This window comes from Actinoplanes sp. NPDC089786, from assembly GCF_040684855.1.
Classification (GTDB): domain Bacteria; phylum Actinomycetota; class Actinomycetes; order Mycobacteriales; family Micromonosporaceae; genus Actinoplanes.
The window spans coordinates 138,450-159,386 of the sequence record NZ_JBFBGU010000017.1; the positions used below are offsets into that span (position 1 = coordinate 138,450).

General features: G+C 72.2%; 23 protein-coding genes and 1 pseudogene. 12 read left to right on the forward strand and 12 right to left on the reverse strand.

The window, feature by feature from the left end:
• Positions 1-29: 29 nt before the first annotated feature.
• The gene (locus AB0O15_RS34745; protein WP_364327667.1) at positions 30-1,133 is read left to right on the forward strand and encodes a hypothetical protein; all 1,104 of its coding nucleotides are present in this window, start codon (positions 30-32) and stop codon (positions 1,131-1,133) included.
• A gap of 5 nt (positions 1,134-1,138) precedes the next feature.
• Positions 1,139-1,330 (forward strand): DUF5703 family protein, encoded by a 192-nt coding sequence (locus AB0O15_RS34750; RefSeq protein WP_364327670.1) that lies wholly within the window; start codon positions 1,139-1,141, stop codon positions 1,328-1,330.
• A gap of 10 nt (positions 1,331-1,340) precedes the next feature.
• On the opposite strand, the gene AB0O15_RS34755 is transcribed toward AB0O15_RS34750, so the two are convergent.
• Both AB0O15_RS34755 and AB0O15_RS34760 read right to left on the reverse strand, forming a co-directional pair.
• Complete coding sequence (locus AB0O15_RS34755) at positions 1,341-1,997, reverse strand: hypothetical protein (protein WP_364327673.1); 657 nt, start codon at positions 1,995-1,997, stop codon at positions 1,341-1,343.
• 42 nt (positions 1,998-2,039) lie between these two features.
• Positions 2,040-3,347, reverse strand: coding sequence for a M20/M25/M40 family metallo-hydrolase (locus AB0O15_RS34760; protein ID WP_364327676.1), 1,308 nt, complete (start codon positions 3,345-3,347; stop codon positions 2,040-2,042).
• Positions 3,348-3,405: 58 nt separating this feature from the next.
• Here AB0O15_RS34760 and AB0O15_RS34765 point away from each other — a divergent pair, with 58 nt between their 5' ends.
• Together AB0O15_RS34765 and AB0O15_RS34770 are read left to right on the forward strand one after the other, a co-directional pair.
• Positions 3,406-4,005, forward strand: coding sequence for a hemerythrin domain-containing protein (locus tag AB0O15_RS34765; protein WP_364327679.1), 600 nt, complete (start codon positions 3,406-3,408; stop codon positions 4,003-4,005).
• Between the two features lie 95 nt (positions 4,006-4,100).
• On the forward strand, positions 4,101-5,078 hold the full coding sequence (locus AB0O15_RS34770; protein ID WP_364327682.1) for a LysR family transcriptional regulator: 978 nt from the start codon (positions 4,101-4,103) through the stop codon (positions 5,076-5,078).
• Here the strand turns inward: AB0O15_RS34770 and AB0O15_RS34775 are convergent.
• Complete coding sequence (locus tag AB0O15_RS34775) at positions 5,049-7,514, reverse strand: ATP-dependent Clp protease ATP-binding subunit (RefSeq protein ID WP_364327685.1); 2,466 nt, start codon at positions 7,512-7,514, stop codon at positions 5,049-5,051. The two genes, AB0O15_RS34770 and AB0O15_RS34775, sit on opposite strands and share 30 nt — an antisense overlap.
• A gap of 100 nt (positions 7,515-7,614) precedes the next feature.
• Here AB0O15_RS34775 and AB0O15_RS34780 point away from each other — a divergent pair, with 100 nt between their 5' ends.
• The 6 genes from AB0O15_RS34780 to AB0O15_RS34805 all read left to right on the forward strand — a co-directional run bounded on the left by AB0O15_RS34780 (position 7,615) and on the right by AB0O15_RS34805 (position 13,081).
• Positions 7,615-7,992, forward strand: coding sequence for a hypothetical protein (locus AB0O15_RS34780; RefSeq protein WP_364327688.1), 378 nt, complete (start codon positions 7,615-7,617; stop codon positions 7,990-7,992).
• A 99-nt stretch (positions 7,993-8,091) separates the two neighbouring features.
• A complete protein-coding gene (locus AB0O15_RS34785; protein ID WP_364327691.1) occupies positions 8,092-8,352 on the forward strand; it encodes a hypothetical protein in 261 nt (86 codons plus the stop codon).
• Between the two features lie 5 nt (positions 8,353-8,357).
• A complete protein-coding gene (locus AB0O15_RS34790) occupies positions 8,358-9,266 on the forward strand; it encodes a hypothetical protein (protein ID WP_364327694.1) in 909 nt (302 codons plus the stop codon).
• Positions 9,259-11,895, forward strand: a complete 2,637-nt coding sequence (locus AB0O15_RS34795; RefSeq protein WP_364327697.1) for an FtsK/SpoIIIE domain-containing protein — start codon at positions 9,259-9,261, stop codon at positions 11,893-11,895. The genes AB0O15_RS34790 and AB0O15_RS34795 overlap by 8 nt, the downstream gene beginning before the upstream one ends.
• Positions 11,892-12,605, forward strand: coding sequence for a hypothetical protein (locus AB0O15_RS34800; RefSeq protein ID WP_364327699.1), 714 nt, complete (start codon positions 11,892-11,894; stop codon positions 12,603-12,605). Before AB0O15_RS34795 ends, AB0O15_RS34800 begins: the two co-directional genes overlap by 4 nt.
• 53 nt (positions 12,606-12,658) lie before the next feature.
• Positions 12,659-13,081, forward strand: a complete 423-nt coding sequence (locus AB0O15_RS34805; protein WP_364327702.1) for a DUF6188 family protein — start codon at positions 12,659-12,661, stop codon at positions 13,079-13,081.
• A 58-nt stretch (positions 13,082-13,139) separates the two neighbouring features.
• Here AB0O15_RS34805 and AB0O15_RS34810 read toward each other — a convergent pair whose 3' ends face one another.
• The 4 genes and pseudogenes from AB0O15_RS34810 to AB0O15_RS34825 form a co-directional block, all read right to left on the reverse strand.
• Positions 13,140-13,415, reverse strand: a complete 276-nt coding sequence (locus AB0O15_RS34810) for a hypothetical protein (protein WP_364327858.1) — start codon at positions 13,413-13,415, stop codon at positions 13,140-13,142.
• A 76-nt stretch (positions 13,416-13,491) separates the two neighbouring features.
• Positions 13,492-13,983 (reverse strand): annotated as a pseudogene (locus tag AB0O15_RS34815) (sigma factor); the annotation flags it as partial.
• A gap of 636 nt (positions 13,984-14,619) precedes the next feature.
• Positions 14,620-15,384, reverse strand: coding sequence for an aminotransferase class IV (locus tag AB0O15_RS34820; RefSeq protein ID WP_364327705.1), 765 nt, complete (start codon positions 15,382-15,384; stop codon positions 14,620-14,622).
• Positions 15,385-15,393: 9 nt separating this feature from the next.
• A complete protein-coding gene (locus AB0O15_RS34825; protein ID WP_364327849.1) occupies positions 15,394-16,116 on the reverse strand; it encodes a DUF72 domain-containing protein in 723 nt (240 codons plus the stop codon).
• Between the two features lie 68 nt (positions 16,117-16,184).
• Here AB0O15_RS34825 and AB0O15_RS34830 point away from each other — a divergent pair, with 68 nt between their 5' ends.
• Complete coding sequence (locus AB0O15_RS34830; RefSeq protein ID WP_364327708.1) at positions 16,185-16,367, forward strand: hypothetical protein; 183 nt, start codon at positions 16,185-16,187, stop codon at positions 16,365-16,367.
• A gap of 3 nt (positions 16,368-16,370) precedes the next feature.
• Entirely contained in the window at positions 16,371-17,576 is a 1,206-nt protein-coding gene (locus AB0O15_RS34835; RefSeq protein ID WP_364327711.1) for a cupin domain-containing protein, read from the forward strand.
• Positions 17,577-17,612: 36 nt separating this feature from the next.
• Here the strand turns inward: AB0O15_RS34835 and AB0O15_RS34840 are convergent, their stop codons facing one another.
• The 5 genes from AB0O15_RS34840 to AB0O15_RS34860 all read right to left on the reverse strand — a co-directional run bounded on the left by AB0O15_RS34840 (position 17,613) and on the right by AB0O15_RS34860 (position 20,933).
• Positions 17,613-18,482: a DUF72 domain-containing protein gene (locus AB0O15_RS34840; protein ID WP_364327714.1), complete on the reverse strand. Its 870-nt coding sequence runs from the start codon at positions 18,480-18,482 to the stop codon at positions 17,613-17,615.
• 67 nt (positions 18,483-18,549) lie between these two features.
• Positions 18,550-18,966, reverse strand: coding sequence for a TraR/DksA C4-type zinc finger protein (locus AB0O15_RS34845; RefSeq protein ID WP_364327716.1), 417 nt, complete (start codon positions 18,964-18,966; stop codon positions 18,550-18,552).
• Between the two features lie 222 nt (positions 18,967-19,188).
• Entirely contained in the window at positions 19,189-19,815 is a 627-nt protein-coding gene (locus AB0O15_RS34850) for a uridine kinase (protein ID WP_364327718.1), read from the reverse strand.
• A gap of 2 nt (positions 19,816-19,817) precedes the next feature.
• Positions 19,818-20,297: a winged helix-turn-helix domain-containing protein gene (locus AB0O15_RS34855; protein WP_364327721.1), complete on the reverse strand. Its 480-nt coding sequence runs from the start codon at positions 20,295-20,297 to the stop codon at positions 19,818-19,820.
• Between the two features lie 258 nt (positions 20,298-20,555).
• The gene (locus AB0O15_RS34860; RefSeq protein WP_364327724.1) at positions 20,556-20,933 is read right to left on the reverse strand and encodes a signal peptidase I; all 378 of its coding nucleotides are present in this window, start codon (positions 20,931-20,933) and stop codon (positions 20,556-20,558) included.
• Positions 20,934-20,937 lie beyond the last annotated feature (4 nt).

The window sequence follows — 20,937 nt, forward strand, 5'->3', positions numbered from 1 at the left end:
CGTGCGGCGCGAACCGCGAGCGTGGACGCATGAGCATTCAGATCAAGGCGGCCGGTCCGGCCGCCGCCTACGGCACCCTCGGGCTGTACTGGACCTTCGCCGGGCACGGCTTCCCGTTCGGGCGCGACGACCCCCGCAACGGCACCAGCGTCCTCCGCACCCTCGACCCGGCCGTGATCGCGCCGATCTTCGCCGGGATGCTGCTGATCACCGCCGTCCTGCTCCTGATCATGCACGGCAGTGGTAGCCAGGAGCGGCATCCGAGCCACGAATACCGCTCTGAGCTACCACTGCCAGCTGGGCACCCGACGCGAGCGGCTCGGCTGGCCATGCTGGGCTGGTGCTGGGCGGTCGTGGTGGCGCTGGCGATCGTGGTGCCGGACACCCGTCTGCTGACCCTGGCCGGCTACCTGCCGATCCTGATCGTCGGGGCGCCGTTCGGCTGGCCGCCGATCGACTACGGCATCGTCTTCAACTGGCAGCACGCCAACCAGGTGGTCTGCCTGGCCCTCGGCCTGCTGGTGGCCCTGGCCGTGCTGCGCTGGCAGCGTCGAACCGCCGGGGCGTGCGAGGCCTGCGGGCGCGACGACCGGGCGGGCGGCTGGACCACGCCCGGGGCGGCTGCGCGCTGGGGCCGCTGGGCGACCGGCGTGGCCGCGGCCGTACCGGCCTTCTACGCGGTGGTCCGGCTGGCCTGGGCGGCCGGCATCCCGTTCGGGATCAGCGACGAGTTCCTGGCCGAGATGCAGCGCACCGGCATGGTCTGGGCCGGTCTCGGGCTGGGCGCGTTCGCCCTGGCCGGGGCGGTGCTGACGCTGGGCCTGGTGCAGCGCTGGGGTGAGGTCTTCCCGCGCTGGATGATCGGCCTGGCCGGCAAGCGGGTGCCGATCCGGCTGGCCACCGTGCCGGCGACGTTCGTCGCGCTGGCGGTCACCGCGGCGTCGCTCGGCCTCTACAGCGAGCCCGAGCTCTACACGTCCGAGCTGAGCCTGGCCCACATCCCGCAACTGGCCTGGCCGCTGTGGGGCGCCGCCCTGGGCGCCGCGACCTACGCCTACCACCTGCGGCGGCGCCCGGCCTGCCGGGACTGCGGGCGAGGGCTGGTGCGGTCGCGGGAACCGCAGGCATATTAGGAGTCATGGACTACGAATACGCGCCCCTGCGGTTGCCTTCGAATGTCGATCGGTTGACCGCCGCGGCGCAGCTCGCCATCCAGGCGGAGTTCTCCGGGTGGGAACTCGCCCGGGTGCAGCTCTTCCGGGACGGGACCCGGCAGGTGGTGCTCCGCCGCAAGGTGCGGGAGAACCCCCAGCCGGGTCTCTCCTACTGACCGTCCGGAACTACTGCTCGTCCTCCTCCTCGGGGAGGTACGGGTGCTCGTCGAGACGGCCGACGAGCAGGTCGTCCGCGCTGGGCGTGAACGGTCCGGCGCCGTCGCTGTCCTCGTACGCCTCGAGGTCGAGCGGCTTGGCGGTCTCGCTGACCGTGATCAGGCCGTCGAGCGGCTCCAGCTCGGGCACGTCGAGCGAGCTGAGCGAGCCGTCACCGGACTGCAGCAGCTCGAGCACGGCCTCGCCGACCGACTCGATCGGGTCGGGGTCCTCGTCCTCCGGCACCGCGTTGCGACGGGCCGCGCCGGCCACCCGGAGCAGCGCCGACACGCTGGGCACCCGGTAGTCACGCCGCTGCTTCACCGAGATCACCTGCGCGTACGCGTCGGCCGGCTCGGCGCCGTCCAGCCCGCCCACGCCCAGCCCGAAGCGCTGATCGGCCTCGTCCGGGTCGATCGACTCGACGTCCCACGGCGTCACCTCGCCGTAGGCGTCCAGCAACTGCTCGTCGTAGGCGAACGAGGCGTTGTTGAGCGCCACGTACGCCTGCCAGACGCCGTCGTCGTCGATGCGTCCCTCGGCGGCTTTCACCGCGGCCAGGTGCGCGCGGGCGGCATCGACCACGCGGTCCAGGGCGGCGTCAAGGTCCGCCATCCGGTCGGTCATCTGAGTTGGGTCCTCTCGGGTGGGGTCCGATGGATTGCGTTGTCAGCTGGCGCGCAGCAGCCGGTCGAGCACGCGCACGCCGAACCTTAGTCCCTCGACCGGGACGCGCTCGTCGATGCCGTGGAACAACGAGGAGAAGGCGAGGTCGGCGGGCAGTTTGAGCGGGGCGAAGCCGAAGCACCGGATGCCCAGGGTGGTGAACGCCTTGGCGTCCGTACCCCCGGAAAGCATGTAGGGAACCGCCCGCGCGCCCGGGTCCTCCGCGCGCAGCGCGGCGCTCATCGCCTCGACCAGCGCGCCGTCGAAGCCGGTCTCCAGCGCGGCCTGCTGCTGCAGGTGCTCGATCTCGATGTCCGGGCCGATCAGGCCGCGCAGCTGCGTCAGGAAGATCTCGGCCTGGCCGGGCAGGGTGCGGCAATCGATGGTGGCGGACGCCTTGCCGGGGATCACGTTGTCCTTGTAACCCGCCTCGAGCCGGGTCGGGTTGGCCGTGTTGCGCAGGGTGGCGCCGATCAGGTTGGCGATCGGGCCGAGCTTGGCGATGGTCAGCTCGGGCTCGGCCGGGTCGAACTCGACGCCCAGCGCGTCCGAGACCCGCTCCAGGAAGCTTTGCACGGTCGGCGTGAGCACCAGCGGGAACTGGTGCCGGCCGACCGCGGCGACCGCCTCGGCGACCGCGGTGACGGCGTTGTCGTCGTGCACGAACGAGCCGTGCCCAGGCCGGCCCCTGGCGTGCAGGCGCAGCCAGTTGATCCCCTTCTCGGCCGTCTCGACGAGGTAGAGCCGCAGGTCGTCGTGGATCGTGTAGGAGAAGCCGCCGACCTCGCCGATCGCCTCGGTGCAGCCCTCGAACAGGTCGGCGTGCTCACGGACGAGGAACTGCGAGCCGTACGTCATGCCGGCTTCCTCGTCGGCGGTGAACGCGAGCACGATGTCGCGGGGCGGCACCACGCCGGTCCGCTGCCAGTGGCGGACCGTCGCGAGCATCATCGCGTCGAAGTCCTTCATGTCGATCGCGCCGCGGCCCCACAGGTAGCCGTCCTTCTCCTCGCCGGAGAACGGCGGCACCGACCACTCGCTGGCGTCGGCCGGCACCACGTCGAGGTGACCGTGCACGAGCAGGGCGCCGCGGGAGCGGTCGGCCCCGGGGATGCGGGCGACCAGGTTGGCCCGTTTCGGCGCCGATTCGTGGATGACCACCTCGACGCCCACCTCGGTGAGCTTCTCGGCGACGTACTCGGCGGCGGCGCGTTCGCCGACCGTGGTGCGCTGGTCGCCGGTGTTGGTGGTGTCGATCCGCAACAGGTCCTGGCAGATGCCGACGACCTCGTCGACAGCGGTGTCGGTCATCCGCCTTTCATACCAGGCAGGTGTTTCGGAGATCTTGGCGGCGGGTACGAGCGGCGCCGTGTCCGCGCTGAATCTTCCTCCGCTGCCGCCCGTCGGCGGCGAGACGACCGGTCGCAATGTCATCGACGTGCTCTCCGAGCAGCACCGCGAACTGCTGGAGCTGACCGCCCTGCCGGCCGGGCCGGAACGTGGACGGCACGCCCAGGCGCTCGTCGCCGAGCTGTCGCGGCACCTGTCGGCCGAGGAGCAGTACCTGTATCCGGCGGTCCGCAAGGTGGTGCCGGACGGCGACCGGCTGGCCGACCGGGAGCTGGCCGAGGACCACGAACTGCTGGTGACGCTGCAACGCCTGGATCGGGCCAGGCCCGACGATCCGGGCTTCGCCGAGGCGGCCGCCGCGGTCGGCGAGGCGGTGGCCCGGCACGCGCGGGCGGACGCCGAGGAGCTGTTCCCGCTGCTGGCCCAGATGGTGCCGATGGAAGACCTGATCCGGATCGGGAACCGGGTGGAGACGGCCGAGGAGGCGGCGCCGACCAGGCCGCATCCCGGTACACCGGCCAGACCACCGTGGAACAAGGTGATCGACCCGGTGGTCGCGGTGGCCGACAAAGCACGCGATGCTGTGACGAGGCGCACAACGTACGCGAAAGACCTTTGATCGGCCGTTGTCAATTAACCCGTTTGCAACAGACGGGGGATCTTTGCCTGGCCGAAGGTCTAGCCGGGATCCTGCGAACGTCCTACCGTCACGCTATGAACCTGGAGCTGCGGCATCTGAAGGTGGTCTGCGCGATCGCCGAGACGGGCAGCGTGACCAAGGCGGCGTCCCAGCTGGGACTCGCGCAACCCGCACTGACGGCCCAGTTGCAACGGATCGAACGTACGCTCGGCGGACCCCTCTTCGACCGCGACCGGCGCGGCGCCCGGCCGACCGCGCTCGGTGAGCTGGTCCTCTCCCGGGCCCGGGTGCTCCTGCCCGCGATGAAGGGCCTGCAGGACGAGGCGGCCCGGCTGGCCGGCGCGGGCTCCGACGACACGATGAGCCGCTACCGGATCGGGCAGGTCGGCGGGCCGGTGATCGGCGGGCTGGTGAACCGGCTGTCCGAGGCCCAGCCCGAGGCGCAGATCTCCACCCACGCGTCGTACTACGTGGAGGAGCTGGCCACCCTCGTACGCGACGGGAAGCTCGACTTCGCGCAGGTCGGCGTGTGCGGCGACGCGATGCCGTCGGCCGAGTACGGGCTGGTCTGGCAGACCATCGCCATCGACGCGGTCTGCGTGCTGATGCAGGCCGACTCGCCGTTCGCCAAGGACGACGAGATCGACCTGGCCGTGCTCGCCGACGAGGAGTGGGCGGCCGGCACCGGCGACGGCTGCTTCGCCGACTGCTTCGCGGCGGCCTGCGCCCGCGCCGGTTTCACCCACAAGCGTTGCCTCGAGACCGACATCCGCGGGGTGGTCGACATGGTCGACTCCGGCGGCGCGCTGGGGCTGTGTCAGCCCACCTTCCGCGCGCCCGCCGGACTCACCCACCGGCCGCTGGCCGGCGCGCCGGTGCGCTGGCGGCAGGTGCTCGGGTGGCACCCCGACTCACCCGCCGCCCAGGTCGCGCCCCGGCTGATCGGGATGGCGGTCGACGCCTACCAGGAGGTCGTCGCCCGCAATCCGCTCTATGTCGACTGGATCCGGGCCTACCCGCAGCTAGGCGGCAACACCCTCGCTGCGGCGTGAGCCGGCGGTCAGCGTGAGCTGACCGTCCACCACGTCGGCGGTGACCGTCTGACCCGGCGCCAGATCGGCCGCGAGCAACATCCGGGACAGCCGGTTGTCCAGCTCGCGCTGGATCGTCCGGCGCAACGGACGCGCCCCGAACTCGGGCTGGTAACCGCGCTCGGCCAGCCAGTCCACCGCGGCCGTGGTGACCTCGAGCGCGATGTCCTGCACGCCCAGCCGGCCCCGGGTGTCCTCCAGCAGCATCTCGGTGATCTGCCGCAGCTGCTCGCTCTCCAACCGGCGGAAGACGATGATCTCGTCGATCCGGTTGACGAACTCCGGCCGGAACGAGTCCCGCAGCCGCCGGTCGAGCTGCTCGCGGAGAGCGTCGTCGGCCGACGACGACCCGGTGTCGAAGCCGACACTGCGCCGCGAACCGTCGATCAGGTCCGACCCGATGTTGCTGGTCATGATCAGGACGGTGTTCCGGAAGCTCACCGTCCGGCCCTGGCTGTCGGTCAGCCGCCCGTCGTCCAGCACCTGGAGCAGGATGTTGAACACGTCCGGGTGGGCCTTCTCGATCTCGTCGAGCAGCACCACGCTGTACGGACGCCGCCGCACCGCCTCGGTCAGCTGCCCCGCCTCGTCGTAGCCGACGTAGCCGGGAGGCGCACCGACCAGCCGCGACACGGTGTGCCGCTCCTGGAACTCGCTCATGTCGAGCCGCACCATCCGGTCGCTGTCGCCGAACAGCGCCTCGGCCAGCGAGCGCGCCAGCTCGGTCTTGCCGACCCCGGTCGGGCCGAGGAAGAGGAAGCTGCCGACCGGCCGGTCCGGGTCGCCGAGCCCGGCGCGGGAACGCCGCACGGCCTCGGCCACCGCGGCCACCGCGTCGTCCTGCCCGACCACGTGGTCGTGCAGGTGCCCCTCGAGGCGCAGCAGGCGGTCCCGCTCCTCCTCGGTGAGCTGGGTGACCGGGATGCCGGTGGCCCGGGACACCACGTCGGCCACGTCGACCGGGGTCACCCGCGGCACCTCCTTGTTCTCGGCGGCCGGCGTCTGCAGCGCCGCGATCTGGTCGCGGAGCTCGGACGCGCGCTCGTAGTTCTCCGCCGCCACGGCCTGGTCGCGGTCGCGGGTCAGCTGCTCCAGCTCGCCCTCCACGCGCCGGACGTCGGCCGACGGGGTCTTCACCCGCAGCCGCACCCGCGCGCCGGCCTGGTCGATCAGGTCGATCGCCTTGTCCGGCAGGAACCGATCGGTGATGTACCGGTCGGACAGCTCGGCCGCGGCGTCCAGCGCCTCGTCGGTGATCCGTACCTGGTGGTGGGCCTCGTAGTTGTCCCGCAGGCCGCGCAGGATCTGCACGGTGTCTCCGACCGTCGGCTCACCGACCATGACCGGCTGGAAGCGCCGGGCCAGGGCCGCGTCCTTCTCGATGTGCTTGCGGTACTCGTCCAGGGTGGTCGCGCCGACCACCCGGAGCCGGCCGCGGGCCAGCGCCGGCTTGAGCATGTTGCTCGCGTCCGTGCCGCCGCCCTCGCCGCCGCCACCGGCGCCGACCAGGGTGTGGATCTCGTCCAGGAAGACGATCAGGTCGTCGCCGTGCTCCTGGATCTCGTCGATCACCTTGCCCAGCCGCTCCTCGAAGTCGCCGCGGAACCGGGTGCCCGCGACCAGGCCGGCCAGGTCGAGCTGGATGACCCGCTTGCCCTCCAGGGTCAGCGGCACGTCGTTGTCGACGATGCGCTGGGCCAGGCCCTCGACGATCGCGGTCTTGCCGACGCCGGCCTCACCGATCAGCACCGGGTTGTTCTTGGTCCGCCGGGACAGCACCTCGACGGCCTGCTCGATCTCGTCGGCCCGGCCGATCACCGGGTCGATCTCGCCGCGGCGGGCCATCGCGGTCAGGTCCACGCCGAACTGCTCGACCGTCGGCGTCTTGCTGTTGCCACCGGCCGCCGGCTGGTCCGGCTGGGCCAGGGCCCTCGGGTCCATCTTGCCGTTCAGCAGCCGGCCGGCCGCCGAGTCGGGGTTGAGGCCCAGCGCCATCAGCACATGCTCGGGCCCGACGTAGGACGATCCGAGGGCCCGGGAGATCTGCAGGCTGTCCAGCAGGGCACGCTTGGCCGCCGGGGTCAGCGCGATCGTCTCCGGGAGGTCCGCGGAACGGACGTCCGGCGTACCCATCTCGGCCAGGACCGCCTCGGGGTCGGCGCCGGCTCGCTTGGCCAGCGCCCGCAGCGGCTCGCGCTGCAACGCGGACCACAGCAGGTGGTCGGTGTCGAGGTCGGCCACCGGCACGCCCGCGGGCGAGGTCTCGGCGGCGCGCGCGGCGGCATCGGACAGCACGGCCCGCGCGTCGTTGCTCATGTATCGGGTGATGTCGATCCGCTGCTGGCGGCGCGATTCCGCGCCGAGGAAGCGCTCGAACAGGTCGTCCCACTCACTCATTTGTCCGTCTCCCAACGTGCGCCGGCGTCGGACGCACAGTTGAGTCAAGTCGAGTCAACTCTGCCGGATTCCCGCCGCTCGGCTGTGAGACGCTGCTCTCATGACGGAATACCCGCTCCTGGTCGTGGACGCCGCCAACGTCGTCGGGTCCAAGCCGGACGGGTGGTGGCGCGATCGCGCCGGGGCGGCGGCACGGTTGCGCGACGGGCTGGCCACGGTCGCGACGGACGGCCTGCCCGATCTTCCCGGGCCGCTCGACGTGCTCCTGATCGTGGAGGGCAAGGCCCGAGGCATAAAACCTATTCCGGGTGTACGGGTGGAAAGCGCGCCAAACTCCGGCGACGACGCGATCGTCGGCGCGGTCACCTCGGCCGGCCGCGAGCGCAGAGTAATCGTCGTATCAGCAGACCGTGAGCTGCGCCGACGGGTCGTTGACCTTGGCGCCGAGGTGCGGGGACCGTCCTCTGTACCACGATGAGTGCGCTTGAATGAATGGGACGGCCTGGCACGCGGGCCCCACAAGGGGCGATAGTCTGGCCAGAAGTGGTCAGGTACTCATCTGCGGGAGGCTGCACGAGTGGCCAGCGTCGCCGAGGTGCGCGCGGCAGTCGATGCCGCGTTGCAGCAGGTCACCGAAGGTCAGGCGGCGATTCAGGCGGCGCGTGAGAAGCTCGGCGAGGCTCAGCAGAGCCTGGCCGCCGCGCTCGACGGCAGCGCCAACGACGCCGTCGGCGCCGCGCATGCCTCGCTGTCACAGGCCGACCAGCAGCTCGAGGAGTGCATGGGCGCCACCCTGCTCGCCGTCGAGCAGGCCCAGACCTACACGGCGACCCTGTAGCCGCCATGTCGCTGCTGCAGGAGTTAGGCGCCCAGCTCCGGGCGACGTCCGACGAGCTGCCCACCGGCCTGGTGACCGCCGCCATGGAGAAACTGCGCAGCGCCACCGAGCTGCTCAACTGGGTGCGGCAGACCTCGGTCGACCCGATCGGCGTGCCGCAGCTCGGCAACGCCACCGAACACGCCGAGCACGCCGCGGCGGCGCTGCGGCTGGCCCAGGACGCGATCGCCTCGTACCTCGCGCAGGTCGGGCTGTCCGGCGAGAGCCAGGGTGGCGACGCCGGCCGCGACTGGCGGTCCGGGCTCGACCGCGACGAGGAGAAGGACAAGGTCGCCCCGCCGCCCGGCGACGAGGACAAGCAGCCGCCGCCGGAACGCCTCGGGCCGTGGTGGCAGCGCCGGGTCGAACAGCTCACCAACGAGGCGCCCGGCGAGGCCGACAACACCGACGGCCGGATCGGCACCACCGATCTGCTGCGCCGGGTGGCCGGCCGGGTCCGGGCCGGCGACCGGGCCAGCCTCGGCCGCGACCTGCACGGGGTGAACGCGGCGACCGGGCTCTCGCTCTCCGCCGCGGCCGGGCCGGTGCTCCGTCGGCTGGCCGGTGACCTGCTGGGCCACGAGCCGCGGCCGGACGACGTGAGCCGGCTGCGGACAGCGGTCTCCGGGCGGGTGCGGTCGCTGCTGCCCGGCATCTCCCCCGCCGCCCTGGACGCGGTGATCAGCCGCACCTGCCGGGCCAAGTCGCCGGACGGCGACCAGCCCCACCCGGCCGACTCCGCGGTCGCGTCCAGCGTGGTGGCCGGCGTGCTGCTCGCCCGCCTCGGCCGGGACGCGTCCACCCTCGACCCGACCGCGCCCGAGCCGCTGCCGCGGCGCCCCGAGGAACGACCGATGAACGGCGCCGATGCCTGATCCACTCGCCCAGCAGACGCTCGACGTCCGCGCCGCCCTGGCCCAGGCACTGGGCGCCGCCGACGCCACCCTCAGCGAGGCCCAGCAACGGCACATCGCCGCCGTCGAACGCCGCGACCGGCTGGCCGCCGCGGCCGACCGGCAACGCGTGCAGCTCGCGCACGCCCGGGACAACCGGCTGCGGGACATCGCGCACCGGCACCACGACGAGCTCGCGGCGCTGGCCGGAGCGGCCGCGGCAGCCGGGCAGACCGGAGCGCCGGGCGCGGCCGGTGACCCCTGGGAGAGCTGGCAGCCGACCCCCGGCATGCCCGGGGACACCGCGCCCGAGCTGCGGATCGGGCGGTTGCTCCTGCCGTACTCGGGTGAGGTTCCGGCCCTGGTTCCGCTCCTCGACCGCGGTCACGTGGTGGTGCGGGGCGACGACGACCGGCTCTGCGACGAGGTGGTGGCCGGCCTGCTGCTGCGGGCGCTCGGCTCGGCGCCGCCCGGCACCGTACGCCTGACCGGCTACGACCCCGAGAACCTGGGCGGCGGGCTGGCCGGCTTCGCGCCCCTGGCCGGCGCCGGCGTGCTCACCTTCGTCGGACCCGGCGGCCTGCCCGCCCTGCTCGACGAGCTGGTCGAACACGTACGCCGGATCAACGAGACCGTGCTGGCCGGCGAGCACACGTCCCTGCGCGAGCTGGCCGCCGCCACCGGGCGCCGCCCCGAACCGTGGCGGATCGCCGTCCTGCTCAACCCGGGCGCCCTGACCAAGCCCGAACGCCAGCAGCTGGAACGGCTGCTGCGCACCGGCACGGCCTGCGGGGTGCACCTGGTCATCCGTGGTCTCGGCGTGCGGGCGGTGCCCGGCATCGAGGTGATCGCCGCCGCCCCCGGTGACGACGCCCGGGCCAGCGGCGCCGGCGACCTGCCGATCCGGCTCGACCCCGGGCCGCCCGCCGGGGTGCTCACGCTGACCAGCCGGCGGATCGCCGACGAGGTGGCCGCCGGGCCGGCCCCGGTCGCGCTGGCCAGCCTGCTGCCGGCCGAGGAGTGGCAGGAGGATTCGGCGCTCGGGCTGACCGCCCCGCTGGGCGACAGCCCGCAGGGCACCGAGGTGCGGGTGACGCTGGCCGACTACCCACCTCACGCGCTGATCGCCGGCCCGTCCGGCACCGGCAAGACCAACCTGATCTACGCCTGGATGGGCGCCCTGTCAGCCCGCTACTCCCCCCACGAGCTGGCCTTCTACCTGCTCGACTTCAAGGAGGGGGTGTCCTTCGCCCGGTTCGCGCCGGGCCGTCGCGACCCGAGCTGGCTCCCCCACGTACGCCTGGTCGGGGTGAACGTGAACACCGACCGCGAGTTCGGGCTGGCATTGCTCCGCTTCCTCGGCGGCGAACTGCGGCGGCGGGCCGACGCGGCCAAGCGGCACGAGGTCACCAACCTGGCCGAGCTGCGGGCCGAGGACCCGGACGGCCACTGGCCCCGGATCGTCGCCGTGGTCGACGAGTTCCAGGTGCTGCTGGCCGGCCGGGACGCGGTGGCCGGCGAGGCGGTCGACCTGCTCGAAGACCTCGCCCGGCGGGGCCGGTCCCAGGGCATCCACCTGGTCCTGGCCAGCCAGGACGTGTCCGGCATCGAGGCGCTGTGGGGGCGGCCGGCGCTGGTCGCCCAGTTCTCGCTGCGGATCGCCCTGCCCCGGGCGCGGCGGGTGCTGGCCGAGACCAACCTGGCCGCCGAGTCGCTGCCGCGCTACCACGCGGTGGTCAACGCCGACTCCGGGGCGTACCCGGCGAACAAGGTCGTGCGGGTGCCGGCGGCCGGCGACCGGACGAGCTGGAGCGAGCTGCAGCACCGGCTGTGGCGGCGGCGCCCGCAGGAGCTGCCGGCGCCGCGGCTGTTCGACGGCGACGCCATCCCGCGGCTCGAGGACAGCCCCGACTTCCGCAAGCTCCAGGGCGGGCTGCGGCCGGCGTCGCCGGTGGTGCTGCTCGGCGAGACCATCGACGTGGCGGCGCGCTCGGCGCGGACCGAACTGCGCCGCGCCCCCGGCCGCAACCTCGCCGTCCTCGGCACCCGGATCGACGAGGCCTGCGCGATCCTCGGCACCGCGGCGCGCTCGCTGGCCACGCAGTTCGGCCCCGGCGAGGCCCGCTTCTCGGTGGCCTGCCTCGACACCGACGCCAGCGGCGCGGTGGACACGCTCAAGTCCGACCTCAACCCGGCCGACACCGGGTTCTACGACACGTCCAACGTGGACTGGCTGCTGGAGGACACCGCCGCGGAGGCCGGGGACGCGCCGGCCGAGCGGCCACACTTCCTCTTCCTCTACGCGGTGGACGCGGTGCCGTCGCTCGGCGGGAGCGTGCTGCGGATCCTGCGGCAAGGACCGGAACGGCGGATCCACGTGCTCGGCTGGTGGCGGGGCGCGGCGCTGCTGCGGGACACGCTCGGCGGGCAGGCGTCCCGCACCGACCCGATCGGGGCGTGGGTGGCGCTCGACGTACACGGCAGTGAACTGTCGCCGTTCTTCCCCGGAACCGGCGCGCCGCCCTGGTATCCGCGGCCGTGGCGGGCGCTGCACTTCGACCGTTCGGTGCACCGCGGGGCCGAGGTCATCATCCCCTACGGCGCCTCATGACCGCCCCCGGTCCCCAGCCCGCCCGCCTGCCCGGCCTCGACGACGCCGGCTACCGCGGCCTGGTCCGGCAGCTCGCCGGCCTGGACGCCGCGGCCGCCGCCGACCGCGACGAGGCCACCCAGTGGCACGACGAGCGGGTGGCCGCGGCCGCCGACAAGCTGCGCATCGCCGAGGAAGGCGTCCGGACGGCCGAGCGGGCCGTCCGCGCCGCCCAGAAGTCCCGCGAGGGCGTCGAGGCCGAGGTCGCCGACGCCTGGAGCAGCTACGTCCACCAGACCGGCGGCAAGGCCGAACGGTTCGGCATCACCGCGCCCGAGCCGACCATCCCCCAGCAGCGCGACCGCAGCCCCGACGACTACCTCCAGGAGGCCGCGGCGACCGCCCGGCTCAAGCCGGCGCCCCCACGCCCGCTGACCGGCGCGACGACGATCATGTTCGCCGCGTTCGGCTTCCTCGGCGGCGCCTGCGGCGTGGCCGCACACCAGGTCCTGCGCTGGGCCGGCCGCGAGGCGGGCGGCGACTGGGCCGTCGGCCTGCCCGTGCTGGCCCTGATCGTGATGCTGGTCGGCCCGGTCCTCGCCGTGTTCGGCGCCAAACGCGTCGCCGACCGCCGCGGCGTCGGGCTCGACCCCACCGCGATCGCCACGGTGCTGGTCACCGGCCTGTTCACCGCAGCGCTGCTGTGGGCGGCGGTCCGGCCCGCGGGCTGAAAACTTTTTCACCGTTAAGGCTCTCTTATGGCGGGCCGTTCTACGGTTCCGCCATGTTGCCAGTCATGGTCACCGACATGGACGCCGGATTGCGTCCCCCGCAGGCACGGCCGATCGACCTGCTCGCCGGGCAGAAGCTGGAATTCGTGCGCCTCGGCCACGCCATCGTGCTGGGCTTCGCCGGCGGCAGCCAGGTCCTCATCGAAACCCTCGCCCGCCTCGACGGCCCCGCCGGCCGCGTCTACGTCGAGCCCGGCGACGATCCCTCGGACGACCTGGCCACCCTGCTCGGCGACACCGTCCAGGACGCCCGCACCTACACCGGCGGCGAGCTGATGATCACCTTCACGAGCGGCGCGTCCCTGCTGGTCGGCGTCGACTCCGACGTAGAGTCCTGGGCGGTCTCCGCCCCCGGCGGCGTCCTGATCGTCTGCCTGGCCCGGGGCGAGATCGCCGTCTGGGGCGATCACGCCTGACCGCCGCCTGAGGCGCCTACGCCCTGAGGCGCCTACGCCCGACCGCCTTCTGGGGCGCCTACGCCCGACCGCCGGCCACGGCGCCGAGCTTGCTGGTGTTCAGCTGCCACAGGAGCTGGTCGATGCCGTCCGCGGAGGCGGTCAGCGTGACCAGCCCGAGCAGGGCGTCACCACGGCGCATGACCGCGCCCGGCCGCCCGTTCGCGGTGATCCACTCCAGCGTGACGCCGTCCCAGTACCACGACGAGAACGCGGCGATGAACTTCGCCACCCGGGCGGCGCCGACGACCGTCGGCGCTGGTGTCGACCGGCTCCGGCAGCCACGGACCGACATGGGTCTCCCGTCGCGCCCGAGCCGACCGCAACGCGTTGATCGCCAGCCGCGTCGCGGTGGTAGCCAGGAACGCCCCCGGATTCTCGACCACCCCGCGATCGGCCCCCTGCCAGCGCAACCACACATCCTGCACCAGATCCTCGGCCTCACCGACACTGCCAAGCATCCGGTACGCGATCCCGAACAGCCGAGGCCGCACCCCCTGAAACACCGCCGCAGCCTCGTCCAGCTCCCCCACGCCCCACATCATCGCCCGGCACCCTCGCCGACAACAGGTGGCCGTGCTCACCCCGCCATCCGCCGCCCAAAAGACCCCACCGGAGGAACGCCGACCGCCGACTCCCAGGCCGAACACCTCCCACCGCACACGTCCTACCACCGAACCGCGCATTGCCCACCCCGGCATGACCGCACCCCGCATGACCCACCGCCCACGGCACACCGCCCACGGCACACCGCCCACGGCACACCGCCCACGGCACACCGCGCATGACCCACCGCTGCATCGCGACGCGCCTCGCCCTCTCGCCCCGGGGAAGCCGCCTCGGCCCCTTTGCTCTGAGTGCATATAGGCACCACCCGGATGGTCATGTCATCCGGATACAACCGCCATCGAAGTGGTGCCTATATGCGCTCAGAGCAAAGGGCGCCGGTGGGCTGGTCCGGGCCGGACGTCGAGAGGCGGCCCCGCGGGTGGACGCGCGCCGATGGGAACATTGGGTGCTCGCGCATCGTGGGAGGCGCGCTGCTAGGACGACGCCGAGGGCTGGGCCGACGCAGAGGCTGCGGGGTGGCGCGCCGGGGCCTCAGGCTGACGCGCTGCAGGCTGACGCGCTGAGGGAACCGGCGCAAGGAGCGTTGTTCGGGGCGGCGCGGGAGGCGTTGGCGGGGCCGGCGCGGGAGGCGTTAGGCGGGGCCAACATGGGACGCGGGCGGGGTTGGGTGGCGCGGAGCGCCGGAGGGTGACCGCTTACGCAGAATGAAGGGTGCGCGGCTCTGTTCTGGCCGCCCCGCGGCCTTGGAGCCGCGCGCCCGGCCCCGGCGGGAGCTGCGGTCTGTGCCACCCACCCAGGTGCGACATCACGCTCTTGATCTTGAAGTTGGGTGGTGGGACGACGGCGCCTCGGCGGGAGCGACTACGGCCTGGACCAAGCTGTTGATCATGGAGGGCGGGGGTACGGGCGTTGTGCCAGGTGGGCGGGTGTCAGATGTCGTCCCAGGGGACGGTGTCCCAGGCTGTGTGCAAGGCCTTGGTGAGCTGGTCGTGTTCGTCGAAGACGATGTCGTCGACGGCGGCTATGCGGCGGGCCGGGGAGTGGGAGTTGACGGCGGCGGCGGCCAGGAGGTCGGGGAGGTCGTCGCGGCGGACGGGGCGCGTGGTCCAGGGGATGCCGGTCATGGACATCGCGATCTGGAGCAAAACTATGGTGACGCCCTTGAGCATGGGGGCCATGGGGAGGACGACCTGGCCGCCGTCCCAGAAGGCTACGTTCCAGGTTGAGCCCTCGCGGATCAGGGTGTCGGGGCCGATGAACAGCGCGTCGTCGTAGCCGGCCTCGCGGGCCGTGCGCTGGGCGTAGCGGAGGCCCATGGTGGCGCTGTGCTTCTGCTCGGGCCAGGGACGTTCGTAGAGCTCGGTGCGCACGCGGATCGGGGTGGTGGGTTCCTCGACCGGGTCGGAGACCGAGATCAGGACGCCCTCGTCGGTGTACGCGACGCGCACCGAGGCGTCGGACCGGTCGCCGAGGGCGTGCCGGATCCAGGAACGCAGGCGCAGTTCGTCGTCGACGTCGCCGCGGTCGCCGAAGAACTTCTCGTTGGCGTCGTCGAGGCGGGCCAGGTGGAGGGCCATGCCGCGGACCTTGCCGTCGCGGACCTGCATCGAGGTGAAGTGGCCGTAGTTGGTGACGGCGATCGTGGCCAGCGCCTGGGCGCTCGGAGGCTGGCCGTTCAGCTCGATGTGCAGCACCGGATCAGGCTACGGCGTCCGGCTGGTGGGACGCCGGGCCCGCCGCGCCAGGACGCTCGTGTCGGCCACGGCGGCGCAATGCTGGTCGTTGTTGAAATAGGCGTACGCCTCGCCACGGCCGGGCAGCCGCGACAGCCAGGAATCGAGGGCTTTCACCCCGTACCTCGGCCAGGGGTTGGCCCGGCCCTCGTGGAAGCGCACGTAGCTCCACCCGGCGGTGACCCACAACGGCGACTGCGGCCGTCCCCGGCGGTCGGCCCAGGCCAGCGCCGCGCCGTGCTCGCCGAGGACGTCGCGCACCTGGTCGGTCCACCACGACGGGTGCCGCGGCTCGACGGCGACGCGGACGTCGGCGGGGAAGTGCCGCAGCGTCTCGTCCAGCGCCGCGGGGTCGGCGCGCATCGTCGGCGGCAACTGGATCAGCACCGGACCCAGCTTGTCGCCGAGCCCGGCGGCCCGCGAGAGGAACCGGGCCACCGGCTCCGCGGGCTCCTTCAGCCGCTTGATGTGCGTGAGGTAGCGGCTCATCTTGACCGCGAACGAGAAGTCGGCGGGCGTGCGCTTGCGCCAGCCCTCGAACGTCGACTTCTCGGGCAGGCGGTAGAAGGCGTTGTTCACCTCGACCGTCGCGAAGGATTCCGCGTATCGCTCCAGCCACAGCCGTTGCGGCAGCTTGTCCGGATAGAAGGCGCCCTTCCAGTCCCGGTACTGCCAGCCCGAGGTTCCGATCATCAACACCAGCCGTGCATACCCCGGGCCGTTGGAGGGTAGTCCGGGGATCTCAGCGAAAGGAGATCGTCATGCGACTCAGTGACGAGGACATCACTTCTGGTGGCAGCGCGGCCGGCGAAGGCCCGGCCGACGGTGGCGCTAACCCGGGCGGCCACGACGGCGGCGCGGACGGCGGCGCGGGCGGTGAAGGCCCCGCGGACGGCGGCGCCAACCCGGGCGGCCACGACGGCGGCGCTGACGGCACGGCCTGACCCGTGCTCTCCCGCATCATCTCGACCGACCCGGACAAGTTCGCCGACGCGTACTGGGGGCGGCAGCCGCTGCTCTCCCGCGCCGGCGAACTTCCGGGCGGTGGTTTCACCGATCTGTTCTCCCCCGCCGACGCGGACGAGCTGATCAGCCGCCGCGGTCTGCGCACCCCGTTCCTGCGGGTGGCAGACCGCGGCACCGTTCTGCCGGCCACCCGGTTCACCGGGCCCGGCGGTCTCGGCGCGGAGGTGGGCGACCAGGTCGCCGACGACAAGATCCTCCGCCTGTACGCCGACGGCGCGACGCTCGTCTTCCAGGGCCTGCACCGCATCTGGCCGCCGCTGATCGAGTTCATCCAGGAACTGGGCGCCGAACTCAACCAGCCGCTGCAGGTCAATGCCTACCTGACCCCGCCCGGCAACCAGGGTTTCGCCACCCACTACGACACCCACGACGTGTTCGTCCTGCAGGTCGACGGCACCAAGCGCTGGATCATCCACGAGCCGGTGATCTCCGAGCCGCTGGAACGTCAGGCGTGGGGCGAGCGCCGGGACGAGGTGACCGCCACGGCATCCGGCGCGCCCGCGCTCGACGTCGTCCTCCGGCCGGGCGACGCGCTGTACCTGCCGCGGGGCTGGCTGCACGCCGCCTCGGCGCAGGACGCGCGGTCGCTGCACCTGACCATCGGGATCCGCGCGTTCACCCGCTACACGATCGTCGAGGAGCTGCTCCGGCTGGCCGCCTCCGATCAGCGGTTGCGGGCGACCCTGCCGTACGGGCTCGACCTGACCGATCCGGCGGCGATCGGCCCCGCGCTCGCCGACACGGTCGCCGCCCTCCAGGAGTGGCTGCCCACGGCCGACCCCGAGGAGGTCGCCGACGGCCTGCGCGAGCGGGTGTGGCCGGCCGCCCGCCCGGCGCCGATCGCGCCGCTGTCCCAGCTCGACTTCGCCGAGGCGCTGACCCCGGACGACCTGGTCCGGGCCCGGCACGGGTTGCGCTGGCGGCTGGCCGAGGACGGCGCCGAGCACGTCGTGCTGCGGTTGTCGGGGCGGACGCTGCGGTTCCCGGCCTACTGCGCGACCGCGCTGCGCATGGTTCTGTCCGGCGAGCCGTACCGCGTCGGGGATCTTCCGCTCGACGACGACGCCGACCGTCTCGTGCTGGCCCGGCGCCTGCTCAAGGAAGCGGTCATCGTCCCGGGTCGATAGGGTATCGCCGGTGAAATCGCTCGAGGAGGCCGGCAGTTAATCGTCGAGCAGGTCGATCAGGGTGCTCGCGTTGCGCTGGGCGTAGTCGGAGTAGCAGTTGTTCATGAAGACCTGGGTGGTGGCGGTCTCGGCGGACAACTCCTTGAGGCGGGGCGCCCACGTGGCCAGTTCGTCGGCGGAATACTCGTACCCGAACTTCTCGTGGATGTCCTTGCTCGTCCATTTGTCGCTGTGGCCGTGGAAGCGGACCACGGCCAGGTCGGCGGTCGCGGCGACGATCGGCGGGACGGAGGACTTGTGGCCCTGCGGCATGTCCACGCAGACGAAGGGGAGCTTGTGGGCGCGCAGGAAGTCGAGGGTCTCGTTCTGGTTGGCGCCCTCGAACCACGACGCGTTGCGTAGCTCGAAGACCGGGCGCAGCGGCTTGCACCGGGCGGCCACCTCGAGCATGTACTCCTTGTTGGACTTGCGGATGCCGAACCACGGCGGGAACTGGAACAGCAGCGCGCCCAGCTTGCCCGCCTCGACCAGCGGGTCGAGGGCGCTCAGGAAACGCGACCAGATCTCCTCGTACGCCTGGGGCGGAAGGTCCTGCGGGTAGACGTTCTTCTTGTCGGTCTCCGGACGCAGGTCCTTGTAGATCGAGCTGACCTTGGTCGGGTGCCCGGTGAGCAGGCTGAACGCCTTGATGTTGAAGGTGAACCCGGCGGGCGTACGCTCCGCCCACAGCCTGGTGGTCTGCTCGTTGGGCGGGCCGTAGTAGGTGGCGTCGACCTCGACCACCGGAAACTGTCTGGCGTAGTAGGCCAGGCGCTTCTCCGGGTTGGTGGCGGTCTGCGGGTACCAGCCCGAGTCGAGCAGCGTGCGGTCGGTCCACGAGGCGGTCCCGACCTGGATCTTCCCCATCCCGGCACGGTAGCCCGGATAGGCGAAGTCCGCCGGTGCACGACCGGCGGACTTCTCGAAAACGCGGTCAGCCGGCGCGGCGCTCCCGCGTCGACTTGCAGGCCACACAGGTGGTGGCCGACGGGAACACCTCGAGGCGGGCGACCGGGATGGGCTGGTGGCACCCGTCGCAGTTGCCGTAGGTGCCCTCGTCCAAGCGCTGCAGGGCGACCTCCGCCTGCTCACGCCGGTCCAGGAGGGTACGCAGCAGCGAGTTGGCCGCGTCCCGTTCCGCCGTCTTGGACCCGCTGTCGGCCTGGTCGTCACCGGCGGCGTCGCCGATCTCGACGAGGCGCAGCTTCTGGCTCTCCGCCACGGCGTGGGCGTACTCGGTGTCGAGCGAGTCGAAGCGCTCCCGAAGAACCACCCGGATCTGGTCGATCTCCTCCGCGGAACGCCCCTTGACGGCACTCTTACCCGCGATCACTGCTCCGTTGACGAGCATGCGTCCCCCTGCCCTTCCCTCTGCCCCTTACCGGTGGGCTCCCCCGCCAGGAGTCTCCACACCGTGGAGCCGCCTGATACCCACCGTCGAAGATCCCAAACCGGATCTTCGCTGAAAAGTAGTCGGAGCATAACTGTCCGTACTGGTTTCCGCTATGGACCCGGCGAACAGGCCCTCGATTCGCAGGTCACCAGGGGTCTGGGCGGTCCAGTACCTGGAACATCAGAAGCGGTCGAGGACGAGCGCGGGGCGGGTTGGATGGTCCATCCGGACCACAAAATCGGCGAAGGAAGCGGGGTCGACCTCCTCGGCATAGCGGGCGTACGCGGGCAGCGTCCACGCCTCGGCCGGGTCGGTGCGGCGGGCCAGCGCGGCCGGTGACAGTTCCAGGTGAACGCTGAGGTCGAAGGGCAGGCCGGCGCCCAGCAGCAGGGCGCCGCTGACGATCACGACCGCGCGGGCGGGCAGGTCGGCGTAGGGCTCGCGGGCGGCCCGGTCGGTGTCCGCGTTCCAGAGCCGGGTGATGATCTTGCCGGTGCCGCCCGGGCCGGCCGGGTCGAGCACCTCACGGCGCAGCCCGGCCTCGTCGACCCAGGCCGAGTAGAACGAGTCGGGATCGGTCCGGCCCAGCTCGAAGCGCAGGGAGGCGGGGCGGAGGAAGTCGGCCGCACGGACATGGACGGCCGGACGGCCGCGCAGCCGCAGCGGGTCGACCAGAGCGTCGGCGAGAGCCTCGGGCCGGGCCGCGGGAGCGCCGTCGACGGCCACCCGCAGCAGGTCGTCGGAGCCGGCCAGGTGGTCGGCCAGCTCCTCGATCAGGATCTCGGGTGAAACCGGGCGTACGCGCAAGATCAGTCGTGCGGCTGAACCACGATGTTGGCGTCGTCGGCCAACCGGTAGCCGACGCCGTAGACCGTGGTGATCAGCGGCACCTGCGGGCCGAGCTTGAGGCGCAGCCGGCGGACGTGCACGTCGACCGTGCGCTCACCGGTGTGCTCGTAGCCCCACACGCCGGCCAGCAGCTGGGCGCGGGTGAACACGCGACGGCGGTTGCCGGCCAGGAACTGGAGCAGCTCGAACTCGAGCCGGGTCAGCGGCAGGGCCGTGCCGTCGACCAGCACCTGGCGGGAGGCGACCAGCAGTCGCACCTCGGGGCCGGTGCCGAACTCGCCGGCGAACTCGGACGGCAGCAGCGCGGCCGGCCGCTCGGCCACCTGGCCACCCGCCTCGGCGAGGTCACGGACCGCGTCGATCAGGCGCTGGGCCTCGGGGCTCAGCTCCTGTTCGGTCATCGGAATGGTGATCGTCAGGGTCAGCGAGGGCGCCGCCACGGGCGTCTCGAACGTTGCCGGTTCGGGTGAGCGGCGGGCCGCCGGAACACGCGCCGCCCTCGTGCTGTGCCGTCCCGGACGTGCTTTCACTGCCGTGCCCGGCATGATCGGACCCTCCCCAGCGCCGCGTGAATTGGCGCACGAAAATGCATTTCCCGCGCCAAAGAACCGTGCAAAACAGTAGCGCGCCCGGCCCACCGGCACAGTCGGATATCACTCGTTCTCGTGTGCGATTCTCGTCACGATGTGGACTTTTTCTTAATGGCTGGTAAGCGGGAGACGCCAACCCGGCACCGATGGCCACCGCACGGTCAGAACCACGGTTTCCTGGTCACCGGCTCGCCATGAATGGTCTTCACCGGGACCCCAGACGACGTAGTCGCCCGGATCTCGCAAGACCACGGTGCGATCACGCAACTCGATGTCGAACGCGCCGCGGATCAGCACCAGCAACGCCGTACGCGTCTCGCCGACGGCCCACGCCGCGCGCCGATCACCGGGCGGATGGACGCCCCACTTCACCTCGACGTCACGCGAGTGCCGGAGTTCGCCCTCGGGCATGAAATGTCCCAGCAGCCAGCCCTGATTGCGGGCGCCGTCCGCACCCGCGCGGCCGACGTAGACGCTGTCACCCACCCGG